The sequence below is a fragment of the Kitasatospora sp. MAP12-44 genome, from assembly GCF_029892095.1.
In the GTDB taxonomy this organism is placed as follows: Bacteria; Actinomycetota; Actinomycetes; order Streptomycetales; family Streptomycetaceae; genus Kitasatospora.
Genome location: NZ_JARZAE010000004.1, coordinates 2,336,926 through 2,354,423, shown reverse-complemented (window position 1 = coordinate 2,354,423; position 17,498 = coordinate 2,336,926). Strand labels below are relative to the sequence as shown.

The window sequence follows — 17,498 nt, the reverse complement described above, 5'->3', positions numbered from 1 at the left end:
GGCTCACTTGGCCCCGAGGGCCTGCGGGCCGATAGCCTGCCCGCCGTGCCGAAATCAGACCAAAGCAGTGTGAGCCCGCCCCGCCCGGCTGCGGGGCAGCCGACCCCGCTCGCCGAGATCGCCCGGATCCTCGGAATCGCGCCGGTCGAGGGCGCCCCGGCCAGTGGCATCACCCATGACTCCCGCGCGGTCCGCCCGGGCGACGTCTACGTGGCCTTCGCCGGCGCCAACCACCACGGCGCGGCCTTCGCCGGCCAGGCGGTCGAGCGCGGCGCGATCGCCGTGCTGACCGATCCGGCCGGCGCGACCCAGGCGGCGGTGACCGGCGTCCCGGTGCTGGTGGTGGAGCAGCCGCGGGCCTGGATGGGCGCGCTGGCGGCGCGGATCTACGGCGACCCCTCGCAGGCGCTGCTGACCGTCGGCATCACCGGTACCAATGGCAAGACCACCTCGTCCTACCTGGTCGAGGGCGGTCTGCGGGGCGCCGGACGCAACCCGGGCGTGATCGGCACCGTGGAGATGCGGGTCGCCGCCGAGCGGATCAAGAGCGAGCGCACCACCCCCGAGGCCACCGACCTGCACGCGATCCTCGCCGTGATGCGCGAGCGCGGCGCGGACGCGGTGGTGATGGAGGTCTCCAGCCACGCGCTGGTCTACGGCCGGGCGGACGGCGTGCAGTACGACGTCGCGGTCTTCAACAACCTCACGCCGGAGCACCTGGACTTCCACCCGGACATGGAGGACTACTACCGGGCCAAGGCGCGGCTCTTCGAGCCCGCCCGCACCCGCGCCGGGGTGGTCAACCTGGACGACCCGTACGGCCGCCGGCTGGCCGCCGAGGCCGCGATCCCGATGACCGGCTTCTCCGCCAAGGGGGCCGCGGACGCCGACTGGCGCGCGCTGGACGTGCAGCTCGGCCCGACCGGGTCCACCTTCCGGGTGGTCGGGCCGCAGGGGCAGTCGGCCGACGCCGCCGTCCCGCTGCCCGGCCCGTTCAACGTCGCCAACGCGCTGGCCGCGATCACCGCCCTGGTCACCGCCGGGCTGCCGCTGGACGCGGTGGTCGCGGGCGTCGCGGGCGTCGCGGGCGTGCCGGGCCGCCTGGAGCGGGTGGACGCCGGGCAGGACTTCGTCGCGGTGGTCGACTACGCGCACAAGCCGGACGCCCTGCAGGCCGTTCTGGAGTCGCTGCGCGAGGTGACCAAGGGCCGGCTGCACGTGGTGGTCGGCTGCGGTGGCGACCGGGACCCGCACAAGCGCGGCCCGATGGGCGCGATCGCCGCCCGGCTGGCCGACACCGCCGTGCTGACCAGCGACAACCCCCGCTCCGAGGACGCCCTGGCGATCCTGGCCAGCATGCTGACCGGGGCGGCCGGGGTGCCCGAGGCCGAGCGCGGCGCCGTCCTGGTGGTGCCGGACCGGGCCGAGGCGATCGCCGCCGCGGTGGCCCGCGCGCACGCCGGTGACACCGTCCTGGTCGCCGGCAAGGGCCACGAGGTGGGCCAGTACGTACGGGACGAGATCCGCCCGTTCGACGACCGGGAGGTGCTGCGCGAGGCCATCGCGCACGCGCACCCCGACCGAGGAGTAGAGCAGCAGTGATCGCACTGACCCTCGCCGAGGTGGCCGCCGCGACCGGCGGCCGACTGGCCGATGTGACGGACCCGCAGACCCTGGTCACCGCGCCGGTGGTGATCGACTCCCGGCAGGTGCGGCCCGGCGCGCTGTTCGCCGCCTTCGCCGGCGAGCACGTGGACGGCCACGACTACGCCGAGCGCGCGATCGCCGCCGGCGCCGTCGCGGTGCTGGCCGAGCGCCCGGTCGGGGTGCCGGCGGTGCTGGTCGAGGACGCCCAGGTGGCGCTCGGCCTGTTGGCCCGCGCGGTGGCTGAGCGAGCCAAGGCCGTCCGCACGGTGGCGCTGACCGGCTCGGCCGGCAAGACCAGCACCAAGGACCTGATCGCCCAGCTGCTGGAGCGGATCGGCCCGACGGTCTGGACCGAGGGCTCGCTCAACAACGAGCTCGGCCTGCCGCAGACCGTCACCCGGGTCGAGGAGGGCACCCGTCACCTGGTGCTGGAGATGGGCGCCCGGCACAAGGGCGACATCGCCTATCTGACCGGCCTGGTCCGCCCGCAGATCGGCCTGGTGCTCAATGTCGGCACCGCGCACCTGGGCGAGTTCGGCTCCAAGCAGGGCATCGCCGAGGCCAAGGGCGAGCTGGTGGAGTCGCTGGCCGAGGACGGCGTCGCGGTGCTCAACGCGGACGACCCGCTGGTGCGGGCCATGCGTACGCGCACCAAGGCCCGCGTGGTGCTCTTCGGCGAAAGCCGGGACGCCGACGTACGGGCGACTGATGTTCGCCTGGACGCCACCGGCCGGCCGTCGTTCACGCTGACCACCCCGGCCGGTTCCGCACCGGTACAACTGCGCCTGTACGGTGAGCACCACGTCTCGAACGCACTCGCCGCCGCCGCGGTGGCGATGGAGCTCGGGCTGTCCGTCGACGACACCGCCGCCGCCCTGGGCGAGGCGGGTGCGCTGTCCCGCTGGCGCATGGAGGTCGTCGACCGGGCCGACGGTGTGACCGTCGTCAACGACGCCTACAACGCGAACCCGGAGTCCATGCGGGCCGCGCTGCGGGCCCTGGTGACGATCGGTGGCCGTGGTCCGGAGCGCCGCCGCACCTGGGCGGTGCTCGGCGAGATGCGGGAGCTCGGCGAGGAGAGCCTCGACGAGCACGACGCCATCGGGCGGCTCGCCGTTCGACTCGACGTCACCAAGCTGGTGGCGGTGGGTGGGCGCGAGGCGGCCTGTATGGAACTCGGCGCGAGGAACGAAGGTTCGTGGGGTGAGGAGTCGGTGCTGGTGTCCGACGGGGACGCGGCGGTCGAACTGCTGCGCGGTCAACTGCGGCCAGGGGACGTGGTGCTGGTGAAGGCCAGCCGTTCGGTGGGCCTGGAGAAGGTCGCCGCAGCCCTGCTCGCCGATGGGGCCGCCCAGTGAAGCAGATCCTCTACTCCGGCATGATCGGCCTGGTGCTGTCGCTGTTCGGCACCCCGGCGCTGATCCGCATCCTGGCCAAGAACGGCTACGGCCAGATGATCCGCGACGACGGTCCCAAGGCGCACCACAGCAAGCGCGGTACGCCGACGATGGGTGGCATCGCCTTCATCCTGGCGACGCTGGTGGCCTACGCCGCGACCAAGGTGATAACGGGTGAACAGCCCCGGGCCTCCGGCCTGCTGGTGCTGTTCCTGATGTCCGGTCTCGGTCTGGTCGGCTTCCTGGACGACTACATCAAGGTCGTCAAGCAGCGCTCGCTGGGTCTGCGGGCCAAGGCGAAGCTGCTCGGGCAGTCCTTTGTCGGCCTGGCCTTCGCGATCCTCTCGCTGCAGTTCCACGACACCCGCGGACTCACCCCGGCCTCCACCAGCCTGTCGTTCATCCAGGACTTCAGCTGGAAGATCGGCCCGGTGCTGTTCGTCATGTGGGCCTATTTCATGATCGCCGGTATGTCCAACGGTGTGAACCTCACGGACGGTCTGGACGGTCTGGCCACCGGCGCCTCCGTGATGGTCTTCGGCGCCTACGTCTTCATCGGCGTCTGGCAGTACGGCCAGAGCTGCTCGATCGCGGCCCGGGCCACCGCCAACTGCTTCGAAGTGCGTGACCCGCTGGACCTGGCGGTGGTCGCCTCGGCGCTGATGGGCTCCTGCTTCGGCTTCCTGTGGTGGAACACCTCGCCCGCCAAGATCTTCATGGGCGACACCGGCTCGCTGGCCCTGGGCGGCGCGCTGGCCGGTCTGGCGATCTGCTCGCGCACCGAGCTGCTGCTGCCGCTGCTCGGCGGCCTCTTCGTGATCATCACCCTCTCGGTGATCATCCAGGTCGGCTCGTTCCGGATGACCGGCAAGCGGGTCTTCAAGATGGCACCACTGCAGCACCACTTCGAACTCAAGGGCTGGAGCGAAGTCCTGATCGTGGTCCGGTTCTGGATCATCCAGGGCCTGTGCGTCGCGGTCGGCCTCGGCCTCTTCTACGCGGGATGGGTGAACGGATGACCTCGCCCGACTGGGCCGGCCTGCCGGTCACCGTGGCCGGCCTCGGCGTCTCGGGGATCAGCGCGGCCAGGGTGCTGCGCGACCTCGGCGCCCGGGTCACCGTGGTGGACGGCGGCGACGGCCCGGCCCTGCGGGCCCGCGCCGAGCAGCTGACCGGCGTCGAGGTCCGCCTCGGCGACGCGGACTCCCTGCCCGCCGGCACCCGACTGGTCGTCACCTCGCCCGGCTGGCCGCCGAGCAGCCCGCTCTTCACGGCCGCCGCCGAGGCGGGCGTGGAGATCTGGGGCGACGTCGAGCTGGCCTGGCGGCTGCGCCGGCCGCTGGCCGCCACCGGTGAGCCGGCCCCCTGGCTGGCCGTCACCGGCACCAACGGCAAGACCACCACCGTCCAGATGCTCGCCTCGATCCTCACCGCGGCCGGCCGGCGCACCGCCGCCGTCGGCAACGTGGGCGTCTCGGTGCTGGACGCGGTGCTCGCCGAGGAGCCGTACGACGTGCTCGCCGTCGAGCTCTCCAGCTACCAGCTGCACTGGGCGCCGAGCCTGCGCCCGCACTCGGCCGCGGTGCTGAACGTGGCGCCCGACCACCTGGACTGGCACGGCTCGATGGAGGCGTACGCCGCCGACAAGGGCCGGATCTACCAGGGCAACCAGGTGGCCTGCGTCTACAACCTGGCCGACCCGGCCACCGAGGCACTGGTCCGCGAGGCCGACGTCGAGGAGGGCTGCCGGGCGATCGGCTTCGGCCTCGGCGCGCCCGGCCTCTCGCAGTTCGGCCTGGTGGACGACCTGCTGGTGGACCGCGCCTTCGTGCCCGACCGGCAGACCAGCGCCGCCGAGATCGGCTCGGTCCAGGACGTCAACCCGCCCGCTCCGCACAACCTCGCCAACGCGCTGGCCGCGGCCGCCCTGGCCCGCGCCTACGGGGTGGACGCCAAGGCCGTCCGGGAGGGCCTGCGGGCCTTCCGCCCGGACGCGCACCGGATCGCCCACGTCGCCGAGGTCGACCAGGTGGTCTACGTCGACGACTCCAAGGCCACCAACCCGCACGCGGCGGCCGCCTCGCTGGCGGCCTACCAGCCGGTGGTGTGGATCGCCGGCGGGCTCGCCAAGGGCGCGGAGTTCGAGGAGCTGGTGCAGGGCGCGGCGACCCGGTTGCGGGCCGCCGTACTGATCGGCGAGGACCGCGCGCTGATCCGCCGGGCGCTGGCGCGACACGCTCCCGATGTCCCGGTGTTCGAAGCGGCCGCGGGCCAGACTGGCGCGGTGGCGATGGCCGAGGCGGTGCGAACGGCGGCCGGCCTGGCCCGACCGGGTGACACCGTCCTGCTCGCCCCGGCCTGTGCGTCGATGGACATGTTCACCAACTACGGCGAACGCGGTGATCTCTTCGCCGCGGCGGTACGGGAACTGACGGGCTGACGGAGCGAGCAGGAAGAGGGGCGGGCGCGGTGGCGGGTCAGGGCAAGACGGAGGCGGCCGCGCCACCGGAGCGCGGCCCCTCCCGGTTGTCGTTCATCTCGGCGACCACCACGACCTTCAAGTCCGAGGGGCCGGTCGGGCGGCTGCGCGCGCTGCGCGAGCGGATCCGCTACACGCTGGGCCGGCCGCTGACGCCGTACTACCTGATCCTCGGCTCCACCGCGCTGCTGGTGGTGCTCGGCCTGGTGATGGTCTTCTCGTCCTCGAACATCACCGCGATCCGGCAGGGCCTGCCGGGTCTCTTCTACTTCCGCAAGCAGCTGGTCGCGGTGCTGATCGGCGCGGTGCTGCTGATCGCGGCGGCCCGGGTGCCGGTCGCGGTGCACCGGGTGCTGGCCTACCCGGTGATGCTGGGGGCGATGGCCGCGATGGTGCTGGTCGCCATCCCGGGCATCGGTATGGAGGTCAACGGCAACCAGAACTGGCTGAACTTCGGTTTCTTCCAGGTCCAGCCCTCGGAGTTCGCCAAGCTCGCGCTGGTGCTCTGGGGGGCCGACCTGCTGGCCCGCAAGGAGAAGGCCAGGACGCTCAACCAGTGGAAGCACCTGCTGATCCCGCTGGTGCCCGGCGTGCTGCTACTGCTCCTGCTGATCATGATCGGCGGGGACATGGGCACCTCGATGATCCTGGTCGGCATGGTCTTCGCGCTGCTCTGGATGGTCGGCGCGCCCCTGCGGCTCTTCGTCGCGACCCTGGGCATCGCGGTGGTGGCCTGCACCGCGCTGATCATCACCGTGCCGCACCGCCTGGACCGGCTCGCCTGCATCGGAACCACCAAGCCGGTGCCGGGACACGACTGCTTCCAGGCCCTGCACGGCCTGTACGCCTTCGGCCTGGGCGGTCCCTTCGGGTCCGGACTGGGTGCCGGCTTCGAGAAATGGGGCCAGCTGCCGGAGGCGCACACCGACTTCATCTTCGCCGCCACCGGCGAGGAACTCGGTCTGGTGGGGACGCTGTCGGTCATCGGTCTCTTCGCGGCACTAGGGTATGCGGGTATCCGAGTGGCCATCGGCACGAAGGACTCCTTCGTCAGGTATGCCGCGGGAGCCGCCACCACGTGGATCATGGCGCAGGCCATGATCAACCTGGGGTCGGCACTGGGACTGCTGCCCATCGCGGGCGTACCCCTGCCGCTGTTCTCCTACGGGGGATCCGCCATGCTGTCGGCCATGTGCGCTTTGGGCATGCTGCTCTGCTTCGCTCGCAGCCTGCCCGGGGCAAAGGCGGCCCTGGCCGCCCGGAGCTCGAAGTCCCGGTTCAGGACAGGTCTGCGCCGGGTGCTGCCACGACGACGAACCACAGCGCGCCCGGCCGGCCGGCCGCCGCGCAGGGAGCGGTGAATTTCGGTGCATGTCGTACTCGCCGGCGGAGGCACCGCCGGACACATCGAGCCCGCAATGGCTCTCGCGGACGCGCTGCGCAGGCACGACCCCAGCATCGGCATCACCGCGCTCGGAACCGAGCGCGGCCTGGAGACCCGGTTGGTGCCCGAGCGGGGCTACCACCTGGAGCTGATCCCGGCCGTGCCGCTGCCGCGCAAGCCGACCCCCGAGCTGATCACCGTCCCCGGGCGGCTGCGCGGGACCGTCCGGGCCGCGCAGGAGATCATCGAGCGGGTCAAGGCGGACGCGGTGGTCGGCTTCGGCGGCTACGTCGCGATGCCGGCCTACCTGGCCGCCAAGCGCGCCGGGGTCCCGATCGTGGTCCACGAGGCCAACGCCCGTCCGGGCCTGGCCAACAAGATCGGCGCCCGCTACAGCGACTTCGTCGCGGTCTCCACCCCGGACAGCAAGCTGCGGGACTCGCGCTACATCGGCATCCCGCTGCGCCGCACCATCGCCACCCTGGACCGCAACGCGGTCCGCCCCGAGGCCCGCGCCTACTTCGGCCTGGACCAGCGGCTGCCCACCCTGCTGGTCTCCGGCGGTTCGCAGGGCGCCCGCCGGCTGAACGAGACCATCCAGGCGATCGCCCCGCGCCTGCAGCAGTACGGCGTGCAGATCCTGCACGCGGTCGGCCCCAAGAACGAGCTGCCGCAGATCGACGACATCCCCGGGATGCCGCCCTACCGCGCGCTGCCCTACGTGGACCGGATGGACCTCGCCTACGCCGCGGCCGACCTGATGCTCTGCCGGGCCGGCGCCATGACGGTCGCCGAGCTGGCCGCCGTCGGCCTGCCCGCCGCGTTCGTCCCGCTGCCGATCGGCAACGGCGAGCAGCGGCTGAACGCCCAGCCGATGGTCAAGGCGGGCGGTGGCCTGCTGGTCGACGACGCCGACCTGAGCACCGACTGGGTGCTGCGCAACGTCCTGCCGGTGCTCACCGACCCGCAGAAGCTCTGGGACATGAGCCGTGCCGCCGCCGAGTTCGGCCGCCGCGACGCGGACGACCTGCTGGTCGGCATGGTCTACGAGGCGATCGACGCGGCAAGGGGCGGCCGTCGTCGTGGTTGACGAGCCGCTGGACGACGACGAGGAGTACCACGAGCCCCGGCTGCGCCTGTCGCGGCGCGGGATCCTGGTGCTCAGCGGCTTCGGCGCGGCGGTGGTCGGGGTGCTCTGCTGGGTGGTCTTCTTCTCGTCGCTCATGGATGTGCAGTTGGTCGCGGTGCAGGGGCTGAACAGCGACAAGCTGACCGTCGACCAGGTGCGCGCCGCCATAGGGCCGATGCAGCACGGACCGCTGGCCGAGGTCGACCTGGACGCGGTCAAGCGCCGCGTCCAGGGCATCCCCCGGGTGGCCAAGGTCGAGGTCTGGCGGGGCTGGCCGCACACCCTTCGGGTGAAGGTCATCGAGCGCCAGCCGGTCGCCGCCGTCAAGGAGGCGGACGGCCGGTTCACCCAGGTCGACGCGAGCGGGGTGAGCTTCGCCACCGAGGCGACCCCGCCGCCGGGCGTTCCGGTGGTCCAGCTCCAGCTCAGCCGCCCCGCGCAGGACGCTCTGGGGGTCTTCCCGCAGGCCGAGCTGGTCCAGGGCGCCGTCCAGGTGGCGGCCGGACTGCCGGCCGAGGTGGCCGGCCGGGCCGGTTCGCTGCAGGTTCGTTCGTATGACGACATCGAACTCCAGCTGAACGGCGGGGCCGTGGTGCGCTGGGGGAGTCCGGAGCTGACCGCGCGCAAGGCGAAGGTACTGCTCGCTCTGCTGCACCAGAAGGCCACGACCTACGACGTCAGCGCCCCTGATGCGCCGGCGATCTCGGGCTGATCCGAAATCAGGTAGGTTTTCCTCCTTGAGGGCACCATTGACTTGCTGTCGATGATTCCCCGACCCTGGGTGGCTACCCCGGTTCTCGTTGCCGGTTGATGATCACATAGGCTCAAAAGAAAAAAGGGAAGCTCGGGCGTGTTCGTTGAACACGGGCCCGCAGCGACTTAGTGTCCTGTCACCAGGCTGTGTCCCGCAGTGATCTGATGTGTCTTCAGTGATCCTGCTACCGATGCAGCGTGAACCCTCAACGTCAAGTTTAGGGTTCGGGTCGGCGGTCTCCATTTCGGACATTCAGTCAGGAACCGGGCTCCCCACCCATCGACATCCGTCGGTTTCCACGACCCCTGGGAACCGACCCGGAAATTCGAGGCGAGAGGCCTTCGACGTGGCAGCACCGCAGAACTACCTCGCAGTCATCAAGGTCGTCGGTATCGGCGGCGGTGGTGTCAACGCCATCAACCGGATGATCGAGGTCGGTCTCAAGGGCGTCGAGTTCATCGCGATCAACACCGATGCGCAGGCCCTCCTGATGAGCGACGCCGACGTCAAGCTCGACGTGGGCCGTGAACTCACCCGGGGCCTCGGCGCCGGAGCCAACCCCGAGGTCGGCCGCAAGGCCGCCGAGGACCACCGCGAGGAGATCGAGGAGGTCCTCAAGGGGGCCGACATGGTCTTCGTGACGGCCGGCGAGGGCGGCGGCACCGGTACCGGTGGCGCTCCCGTCGTGGCCAACATCGCCCGCTCGCTCGGCGCCCTCACCATCGGCGTGGTCACCCGCCCCTTCACCTTCGAGGGCCGCCGCCGGGCGAACCAGGCCGAGGACGGCATCGCCGGGCTGCGCGAGGAGGTGGACACCCTCATCGTCATCCCGAACGACCGGCTGCTCTCCATCTCGGACCGCCAGGTCAGCGTGCTGGACGCGTTCCGCTCCGCCGACCAGGTGCTGCTCTCCGGCGTGCAGGGCATCACCGATCTGATCACCACTCCGGGCCTGATCAACCTCGACTTCGCCGACGTCAAGTCGGTCATGTCGGATGCCGGTTCGGCCCTGATGGGGATCGGCTCGGCGCGCGGCGAGGACCGGGCGAAGGCGGCGGCCATCATGGCCATCTCCTCCCCGCTGCTCGAGGCCTCGATCGACGGCGCGCGGGGCGTGCTGCTCTCCATCTCCGGCGGCTCCGACCTCGGCCTCTTCGAGATCAACGAGTCGGCCCAGCTGGTCAGCGAGGCCGCCCACCCCGAGGCCAACATCATCTTCGGTGCGGTCATCGACGACGCGCTCGGCGACGAGGTGCGGGTCACCGTGATCGCCGCGGGCTTCGACGGCGGGCAGCCGCCGGCCATCGTCCGCGACCCGGTGGTCAAGTCGACCCCGGCCGCCGCGGCGCCCGAGCGTCCGACCACCCGTCCGTACGGGGGCATGGGCTCGGTGACGGGCCGTTCGGAGGAGAGCGCCGCGTCGTCCTCCTCGACCCGGACCGAGACCGCGCCGACCCCGGTGCCCCCGCAGGTGCAGCCGGCCCGGCCGATCTACGTGGAGACCCCGGCCGAGGAGCTGGACGTGCCGGACTTCCTCAAGTAGCAGCCTGCTCGACGAGGCGCGACCTGAGGTCATAAGAAATACTTTTGCAGGGCCAAGGTGCCCGCCGCTCGACACCCCCGGTGTCCAGCGGCGGGCACCTTGGCGTGATGCGCGCGTCGGACGAGTAGTGAGTGGGAAACCGAACAAGATGACGAACCACCAGGATCAGGAGTTCCCGGCGGGCCGGCTGGAGGAGCTGCGCTACGGACTGACCGCCGTGCAGCACCGGATCGACACGGCGTGCGCCGCGGCCGGTCGCCCGAGCTCGGAGGTGACCCTGGTCGTGGTCACCAAGACCTACCCGGCCTCGGACACCCGGCTGCTGGCCTCGCTCGGCGTCCGCGAGGTGGCCGAGAACCGCGACCAGGACGCCGCCCCGAAGGCAGCCGACTGCGCGGACCTGCCGCTGACCTGGCACTTCGTCGGACAGTTGCAGACGAATAAAGTGCGCTCCGTGGTCCGCTACGCGCACCATGTCCACTCGGTTGACCGGTCGCGGCTGGTCGAGGCGCTGGGCGCGGCCGTCCGCGCCGCCGAACGCCCGGAGCTCGGCTGCCTGGTGCAGGTCGCGCTCGACAAGGAGGGCGGGCATGGCGAGGGCCGGGCCGGGGTCGCCCCCGAGGACGTCCTCGCCCTGGCGGACAAGATCGCCGACACGCCCGGGCTGCGCCTGGACGGTGTGATGACGGTCGCTCCGCTGGCGGGACCGCTGGCCGGCGATCCGGTGGCGGCGTTTACGCGCCTGGCGGAAATCTCAACCGCCGTACGCGCGAGCCATCCTGCTGCCACGATGGTTTCCGCAGGGATGAGTGGAGACCTTGAGCAGGCTGTTGCCGCCGGAGCGACACATGTACGCGTCGGTACGGCGGTGCTCGGAGTGCGGTCACCGCTCGGGTAACGTCACCGGGTAGTAGATCAGACTGCAGGACAAATCAGGACAAAACAATGATTCGTCCTGAGGATGCCAACCAATCGTGGATCGTATGTTCGCGGCCACGCGCACGGACTGACGGATTATCGGCTGAACGTAGTCGTGATCTGACAGAGCGTGGGCGGACCGCGGTCCCGCAGAACCCACCGTACTCGAAGGAGCAACGGTGCTGCGGGGTCCGGCCGGTGACGGGCCGATCCACCACAGAGCGGAGGACAGGAGCATGGCCGGCGCAATGCGCAAGATGGCGGTCTACCTCGGCCTCGTGGAGGACGAGACGTACGACGGTCAGGGTTACGACCCGGACGACGACTACGACACGGACCCCGAGCCGATCCGGACCGGGCGAACCGAGGACATTCCGCGGCCTGCGCCCCCGGCGCAGGTCGCGTCGATCGCGCCCCAGCCGGTGCCGGCGGCGGTGCCGATTCGCCAGGAGCCGAGGATGGCCCCCGTGTCGTCCATCACACCCGAACGCCGTCAGAATCTGGAGAAGAGCGCGCCGGTGATCATGCCCAAGGTCGTCAACGAGCGGGAGCCCTACCGCATCACCACGCTGCACCCGCGGACCTACAACGAGGCCCGTACCATCGGGGAACAGTTCCGTGGCGGCACCCCGGTGATCATGAATTTGACCGAGATGGACGACACGGATGCGAAGCGGCTCGTAGACTTCGCGGCTGGACTCGTCTTCGGTCTGCACGGCAGCATTGAGCGAGTGACGCAGAAGGTGTTCCTGCTGTCGCCTGCTAACGTCGATGTCACGGCGGAGGACAAGGCACGTATCGCCGAGGGTGGGTTCTTCAACCAGAGCTGACCCAGCCACGACACCACGTGTGGACCAACTGACAGTGAGTGACCAAGCGGCGCCGGATGAAACCTTGGAGAGGGATACCCGATGGGGATCGTGGGGGCAGTGCTCTACTACGCACTGACCGTCTTCCTGGTGATTCTGCTGTTCCGCCTGGTCATGGACTGGGTCTTCCAGTTCGCCCGTTCGTGGCGACCGGGGAAGGCCATGGTCGTGGTCCTGGAGGCCACGTACACTGTCACGGATCCACCACTGAAGCTTCTTCGGCGGTTCATTCCGCCGTTGCGTCTCGGGGGCGTGGCGCTCGACCTGTCCTTCTTCGTACTGATGATCATTGTGTATGTCCTGATCTCGCTCGTGCAGCGTCTGCCGTGGTGAGCGATGCGGCAGGATGCCAGTGTGCCGACGATCACGTAGAGGTGAAGAGATGCCGTTGACCCCCGAGGACGTTCGGAACAAGCAGTTCACGACCGTCCGCCTGCGTGAAGGCTACGACGAGGACGAGGTCGATGCCTTCCTCGACGAGGTCGAAGCCGAGCTGACCCGACTGCTTCGCGAGAACGAGGACCTGCGCGCCAAGCTGGCCGCCGCGACTCGGGCCGCCGCGCAGAACCAGGCGAACATGCGCAAGGAGCAGCCGCAGGACCAGCGTCCTGGTGCGCCTGTTCCCGCTGCCATATCCGGCCCGCCGGTCCCCGGCCAGCAGGGCCCGGGGCAGCAGATGGGCAACCAGCAGCAGATGGGCGGCCAGCCGCTCGGACTGCCGTCCGGTGCCCCGCAGCTTCCGCCCGGCCAGGGCAACCCCATGCAGCAGCAGATGCCCGGTCAGGGTGGCCCGATGCAGGGCCAGATGCCCGGCCAGGGCAACCAGATGCAGCCCATGCAGCAGCAGATGCCCGGCCAGGGCAACCCGATGCAGCAGCAGATGGGTCAGCAGCAGATGGGGACCATGGGCGGCCAGCAGCAGCTGGTGCAGCCGATGGGCGGCCAGATGCTGCAGCCGATGGGTGGCCCGATGCAGGGCCAGATGCCCGGCCAGGGTGGCCCGATGCAGGGTCAGCAGATGGGCCAGCAGCCGATGGGCAGCATGGGTCAGCAGCAGCAGATGGGCACCATGGGTGGCCAGCAGCAGCTCGCGCCGATGGGCGGCCCGATGGGCCAGCAGATGGGCGGCCCGCTCGGCGGCGGCCCGATGCAGCAGCAGGGTCCCGGTGGCGACAGCGCCGCCCGTGTCCTGGCGCTCGCGCAGCAGACCGCCGACCAGGCGATCTCCGAGGCCCGTTCCGAGGCCAACAAGATCGTCGGCGAGGCCCGCAGCCGCGCCGAGGGTCTGGAGCGGGACGCCCGTGCCAAGGCCGACGCCCTGGAGCGGGACGCGCAGGAGAAGCACCGCGTGGCGATGGGCTCCCTGGAGTCCGCTCGCGCGACGCTGGAGCGCAAGGTCGAGGACCTGCGTGCCTTCGAGCGTGAGTACCGCACCCGGCTCAAGTCCTACCTGGAGACCCAGCTGCGCCAGCTGGAGTCGCAGGCCGACGACTCGCTCGCTCCGCCGCGGATCCCCGCCACCGCCTCGCTGCCGCCGGCCGCGTCGTCGATGGCGCCCAGCGGTGCGTCCTCGATGAGCAGCCCGTCCTTCGGTGGCGGTCAGCCCTCCTTCGGTGGCGGCCAGTCCTTCGGCGGGAACCAGTCCTTCGGTGGCGGCAACGGCCAGGGCGGCTTCGGCAGCCAGGGCAACGGTGCTCCGCAGATGGCCCCGGCCGGGATGACCCAGCCGATGGCCTCGGTCCGCCCGCAGCCGCCGCAGCCCATGCAGCCGATGCAGCAGGCTCCGGCCCCGATGCGCGGCTTCCTGATCGACGAGGACGGCGACAACTAGTCCCGGCACTCACCAGAAGGGCGCCCCTACCGCGATGCGGTGGGGGCGCCCTTCTGTTTTCAGCTGCTGAGCTGACAAGGCGGTGGCCGCCACTCGCGAACGAGTGACGGCCACCGCGGGCGTGGACTACGCCTTGCGCAGCTGGAAGGTCAGGCCCAGGCCCTCGTCCTCGAAGGTCTCGGACTCCCAGTCGGCGGTGCCGGCGGCGAAGTCCAGCGCGAGCACCTCGTCGGCGACCAGCGTGCCGTGCTCGGTGACCGCGGCGGCGGTCTCCTCGTCGGCGGCCTGCCAGCGCAGCACGATCCGGTCCGAGACGTCCAGGCCGGAGTTCTTGCGGGCCTCCTGGATCTGCCGGATCGCGTCGCGGGCGATGCCCAGGCGCTTGAGCTCCGGGGTGATGTGCAGGTCCAGCGCGACGGTGGCGCCGGCCTCGTTGGCCACCGCCCAGCCCTCGCGCGGGGTCTCGGTGATCACGACCTCGTCGGGGGAGAGCGCGATGGTCTCGCCGTTCAGCTCCACCGAGGTGGCGCCGGTGGCGCGCAGCTCGGCGGCCAGCACGGCCGCGTCGGCCGCCGCGACGGCCTTGGCGACGTCCTGCACGCCCTTGCCGTAGCGCTTGCCCAGCGCGCGGAAGTTCGCCTTGGCGGTGGTGTCCACCAGCGAGCCGCCGACGGCCGCCAGCGACTCCAGCGCGGTGACGTTGAGCTCCTCGGCGATCTGCGCGCGCAGGTCGGCGGGCAGCTCCTCCCAGCCCTGGGCCGCGACCAGCGCGCGGGACAGCGGCTGACGGGTCTTCACGCCGGACTCGGCGCGGGTGGCCCGGCCGAGCTCGACCAGTCGGCGCACCAGCGCCATGTGCCGGGAGAGGTCGGTGTCGATCAGCGTCTCGTCCGCGACCGGCCAGGAGGACAGGTGGACGGAGAGCGGCGCCTGCGGGTCCACCGCGACGACCAGGTCCTGCCAGACCCGCTCGGTGATGAACGGGGTGAGCGGGGCCATCAGCCGGGTCACCGTCTCCAGCGCCTCGTGCAGGGTGGCCAGCGCGGCCGCGTCGCCCTGCCAGAAGCGCCGGCGTCCGCGCCGGACGTACCAGTTGGAGAGGTCGTCGACGAAGCCGGAGAGCAGCTTGCCGGCCCGCTGGGTGTCGTAGGCCTCCAGCGCCGCGTCCGTCTCGCGGACCAGGGTGTTCAGCTCGGAGAGCACCCAGCGGTCCAGCTGCGGCCGGTCGGCCGGCGCGGGGTCGGCGGCGGACGGCGCCCAGCCGGCCGTGCGGGCGTACAGGGCCTGGAAGGCGACGGTGTTCCAGTAGGTGAGCAGCGTCTTGCGCACCACCTCCTGGATCGTGCCGTGGCCGACCCGGCGGGCCGACCAGGGCGAGCCGCCGGCCGCCATGAACCAGCGCACCGCGTCGGCGCCGTGCTGGTCCATCAGCGGGATGGGCTGCAGGATGTTGCCCAGGTGCTTGGACATCTTGCGGCCGTCCTCGGCCAGGATGTGGCCCAGGCAGACGACGTTCTCGTAGGAGGACTTGTCGAAGACCAGGGTGCCGACGGCCATCAGCGTGTAGAACCAGCCGCGGGTCTGGTCGATCGCCTCGGAGATGAACTGGGCCGGGTAGCGGCTCTCGAACAGCTCCTTGTTCTGGTACGGGTAGCCGTACTGCGCGAACGGCATCGAGCCGGCGTCGTACCAGGCGTCGATCACCTCGGGGACCCGGACGGCGGTGTTCGAGCAGCTCGGGCAGTCGAAGGTGACGGCGTCGATGTACGGGCGGTGCGGGTCGAGGCCGCTCTGGTCGGTGCCGGTCAGCTCGGTCAGCTCGGCCAGCGAGCCGACGCAGGTGAGGTGGCCCTCGTCGCAGCGCCAGATCGGCAGCGGGGTGCCCCAGTAGCGGTTACGGGAGAGCGCCCAGTCGATGTTGTTGTTCAGCCAGTCGCCGAAGCGGCCGTGCTTGACGTTCTCGGGGAACCAGTTGGTGGCCTCGTTCTCCCGGATCATCGCGTCCTTGACCTGGGTGGTCCGCAGGTACCAGGACGGCTGCGCGTAGTAGAGCAGCGCGGTGTGGCAGCGCCAGCAGTGCGGGTAGCTGTGCTCGTACGGGACGTGCCGGAAGAGCAGGCCGCGGGCCTGCAGGTCGGCCACCAGCTGCTCGTCGGCCTTCTTGAAGAAGACGCCGCCGACCAGCGGGACCTCGGGGGAGAAGGTGCCGTCGGCCTCGACCGGGTTGACCACCGGCAGGCCGTACTTGCGGCAGGTGGCGAGGTCGTCGGCGCCGAAGGCGGGGGCCTGGTGGACGATGCCGGTGCCGTCCTCGGTGGTGACGTAGTCGGCGTTCAGGACGAAGTGCGCGTCCTCGATGGCGACCAGGTCGAACGGGCGCCGGTAGGCCCAGCGCTCCATCTCGGCCCCGGTGAAGGACTGGCCGGTGGTCTCCCAGCCCTCGCCCAGCGCCTTGCCGACCAGCGCCTCGGCGACCACCAGGCGCTCGGTGCCGTCGGTGGCGACCACGTAGGTGACGTCCGGGTGGACGGCGGCGGCGGTGTTGGAGACCAGGGTCCACGGGGTGGTCGTCCAGACCAGCAGCGCGGCCTCGCCGGCCAGCGGGCCGCTGGTCAGCGGGAAGCGGACGAAGACCGAGGGGTCGACGACGGTTTCGTAGCCCTGGGCCAGCTCGTGGTCCGAGAGGCCGGTGCCGCAGCGCGGGCACCAGGGGGCGACCCGGTGGTCCTGGACCAGCAGGCCCTTGTCGAAGATCTGCTTGAGCGACCACCAGACCGACTGGATGTAGGACGGGTCCATGGTCCGGTAGGCCTGGTCGAGGTCGACCCAGTAGCCCATCCGCTGGGTGAGCTCGGTGAAGGCGTCGGTGTGCCGGGTGACCGACTCGCGGCACTTGGCGTTGAACTCGGCGATGCCGTAGTTCTCGATCTCCGGCTTGCCGGAGAAGCCCAGCTCCTTCTCGACGGCCAGCTCGACCGGCAGGCCGTGGCAGTCCCAGCCGGCCTTGCGGGCGACGTGGTAGCCCTTCATGGTCCGGTAGCGCGGGAAGACGTCCTTGAAGACGCGGGCTTCGATGTGGTGGGCTCCGGGCATGCCGTTGGCGGTCGGCGGGCCCTCGTAGAAGACCCACTCGGGGCGGCCCTCGGACTGCTCGAGGCTGCGCTGGAAGACCTTCTGGTCGTCCCAGAAGCTGAGGATCTGGTACTCGAGGGCCGGCAGGTCTACCTGGGCCGGTACGGCGTTGTAGCTGTTCATGCGGGGCGTCTACCTCCGGCGGATGCGTGGACTGGCTTCCGACGGAGGGACGAGGCGGCCTGCGCCCCGCGGTACCACCCTCCTTGGCCGCCGATGGTGCTGACGGCCCACTCCTTGGGGGTTGCTGCCGGGTCTACTGGGCCTTGGGCGGCTGTTCTTCCGGCGGCTCCGGGGTGATCTTCCCGCCGCGCACACCCCCGGGCTCGCACCGTCCCCGGGTCGCTCATGGCTGCGTACGTCGGTACTCGTCCCATCTGCGCCTTGCGGGCCCAGTCTATAGGCCCTCGGCAAG

Annotated in this window: 13 protein-coding genes; 12 read left to right on the top strand and 1 reads right to left on the bottom strand. The window is 70.9% G+C overall.

The window, feature by feature from the left end; genetic code table 11:
- Positions 1 to 45: 45 nt before the first annotated feature.
- The 12 genes from P3T34_RS11080 to P3T34_RS11025 all read left to right on the top strand — a co-directional run bounded on the left by P3T34_RS11080 (position 46) and on the right by P3T34_RS11025 (position 13,951).
- Entirely contained in the window at positions 46 to 1,602 is a 1,557-nt protein-coding gene (locus P3T34_RS11080; protein WP_280665858.1) for a UDP-N-acetylmuramoyl-L-alanyl-D-glutamate--2,6-diaminopimelate ligase, read from the top strand.
- Complete coding sequence (gene murF, locus P3T34_RS11075) at positions 1,599 to 3,005, top strand: UDP-N-acetylmuramoyl-tripeptide--D-alanyl-D-alanine ligase (protein WP_280665857.1); 1,407 nt, start codon at positions 1,599 to 1,601, stop codon at positions 3,003 to 3,005. The genes P3T34_RS11080 and murF overlap by 4 nt, the downstream gene beginning before the upstream one ends.
- Positions 3,002 to 4,063, top strand: coding sequence for a phospho-N-acetylmuramoyl-pentapeptide-transferase (gene mraY, locus P3T34_RS11070; protein ID WP_280665856.1), 1,062 nt, complete (start codon positions 3,002 to 3,004; stop codon positions 4,061 to 4,063). Before murF ends, mraY begins: the two co-directional genes overlap by 4 nt.
- Positions 4,060 to 5,484, top strand: a complete 1,425-nt coding sequence (gene murD / locus P3T34_RS11065) for a UDP-N-acetylmuramoyl-L-alanine--D-glutamate ligase (protein WP_280665855.1) — start codon at positions 4,060 to 4,062, stop codon at positions 5,482 to 5,484. The genes mraY and murD overlap by 4 nt, the downstream gene beginning before the upstream one ends.
- Positions 5,485 to 5,513: 29 nt before the next feature.
- Positions 5,514 to 6,884: a putative lipid II flippase FtsW gene (ftsW, locus tag P3T34_RS11060; RefSeq protein WP_280665854.1), complete on the top strand. Its 1,371-nt coding sequence runs from the start codon at positions 5,514 to 5,516 to the stop codon at positions 6,882 to 6,884.
- Positions 6,885 to 6,890: 6 nt separating this feature from the next.
- Positions 6,891 to 7,997 carry an undecaprenyldiphospho-muramoylpentapeptide beta-N-acetylglucosaminyltransferase gene (gene murG, locus P3T34_RS11055; protein ID WP_280665853.1) on the top strand — a complete coding sequence of 369 codons (1,107 nt, stop codon included), beginning with the start codon at positions 6,891 to 6,893 and terminating at the stop codon, positions 7,995 to 7,997.
- Positions 7,990 to 8,748 (top strand): FtsQ-type POTRA domain-containing protein, encoded by a 759-nt coding sequence (locus P3T34_RS11050; RefSeq protein WP_280665852.1) that lies wholly within the window; start codon positions 7,990 to 7,992, stop codon positions 8,746 to 8,748. Before murG ends, P3T34_RS11050 begins: the two co-directional genes overlap by 8 nt.
- Before the next feature lie 388 nt (positions 8,749 to 9,136).
- A complete protein-coding gene (gene ftsZ, locus P3T34_RS11045) occupies positions 9,137 to 10,333 on the top strand; it encodes a cell division protein FtsZ (RefSeq protein ID WP_280665851.1) in 1,197 nt (398 codons plus the stop codon).
- Positions 10,334 to 10,481: 148 nt separating this feature from the next.
- Positions 10,482 to 11,231, top strand: coding sequence for a YggS family pyridoxal phosphate-dependent enzyme (locus P3T34_RS11040; protein WP_280665850.1), 750 nt, complete (start codon positions 10,482 to 10,484; stop codon positions 11,229 to 11,231).
- Between the two features lie 256 nt (positions 11,232 to 11,487).
- On the top strand, positions 11,488 to 12,081 hold the full coding sequence (gene sepF / locus P3T34_RS11035; RefSeq protein ID WP_280665849.1) for a cell division protein SepF: 594 nt from the start codon (positions 11,488 to 11,490) through the stop codon (positions 12,079 to 12,081).
- A gap of 81 nt (positions 12,082 to 12,162) precedes the next feature.
- Positions 12,163 to 12,453 (top strand): YggT family protein, encoded by a 291-nt coding sequence (locus P3T34_RS11030; RefSeq protein WP_110665401.1) that lies wholly within the window; start codon positions 12,163 to 12,165, stop codon positions 12,451 to 12,453.
- 49 nt (positions 12,454 to 12,502) lie between these two features.
- Positions 12,503 to 13,951, top strand: a complete 1,449-nt coding sequence (locus P3T34_RS11025) for a DivIVA domain-containing protein (protein WP_280665848.1) — start codon at positions 12,503 to 12,505, stop codon at positions 13,949 to 13,951.
- 126 nt (positions 13,952 to 14,077) lie between these two features.
- On the opposite strand, the gene ileS is transcribed toward P3T34_RS11025, so the two are convergent.
- Positions 14,078 to 17,206, bottom strand: a complete 3,129-nt coding sequence (gene ileS, locus P3T34_RS11020) for an isoleucine--tRNA ligase (protein ID WP_280665847.1) — start codon at positions 17,204 to 17,206, stop codon at positions 14,078 to 14,080.
- Positions 17,207 to 17,498 lie beyond the last annotated feature (292 nt).

What these genes read in the sequence shown, in the direction of transcription:
- murD (WP_280665855.1), top strand. Translation starts at nt 4,060, where the DNA reads ATGACCTCGCCCGACTGGGCCGGCCTGCCGGTCACCGTGGCCGGCCTC.
- P3T34_RS11040 (WP_280665850.1), top strand. Translation starts at nt 10,482, where the DNA reads ATGACGAACCACCAGGATCAGGAGTTCCCGGCGGGCCGGCTGGAGGAG.
- sepF (WP_280665849.1), top strand. Translation starts at nt 11,488, where the DNA reads ATGGCCGGCGCAATGCGCAAGATGGCGGTCTACCTCGGCCTCGTGGAG.
- P3T34_RS11030 (WP_110665401.1), top strand. Translation starts at nt 12,163, where the DNA reads ATGGGGATCGTGGGGGCAGTGCTCTACTACGCACTGACCGTCTTCCTG.
- P3T34_RS11025 (WP_280665848.1), top strand. Translation starts at nt 12,503, where the DNA reads ATGCCGTTGACCCCCGAGGACGTTCGGAACAAGCAGTTCACGACCGTC.
- ileS (WP_280665847.1), bottom strand. Translation starts at nt 17,206, where the DNA reads ATGAACAGCTACAACGCCGTACCGGCCCAGGTAGACCTGCCGGCCCTC.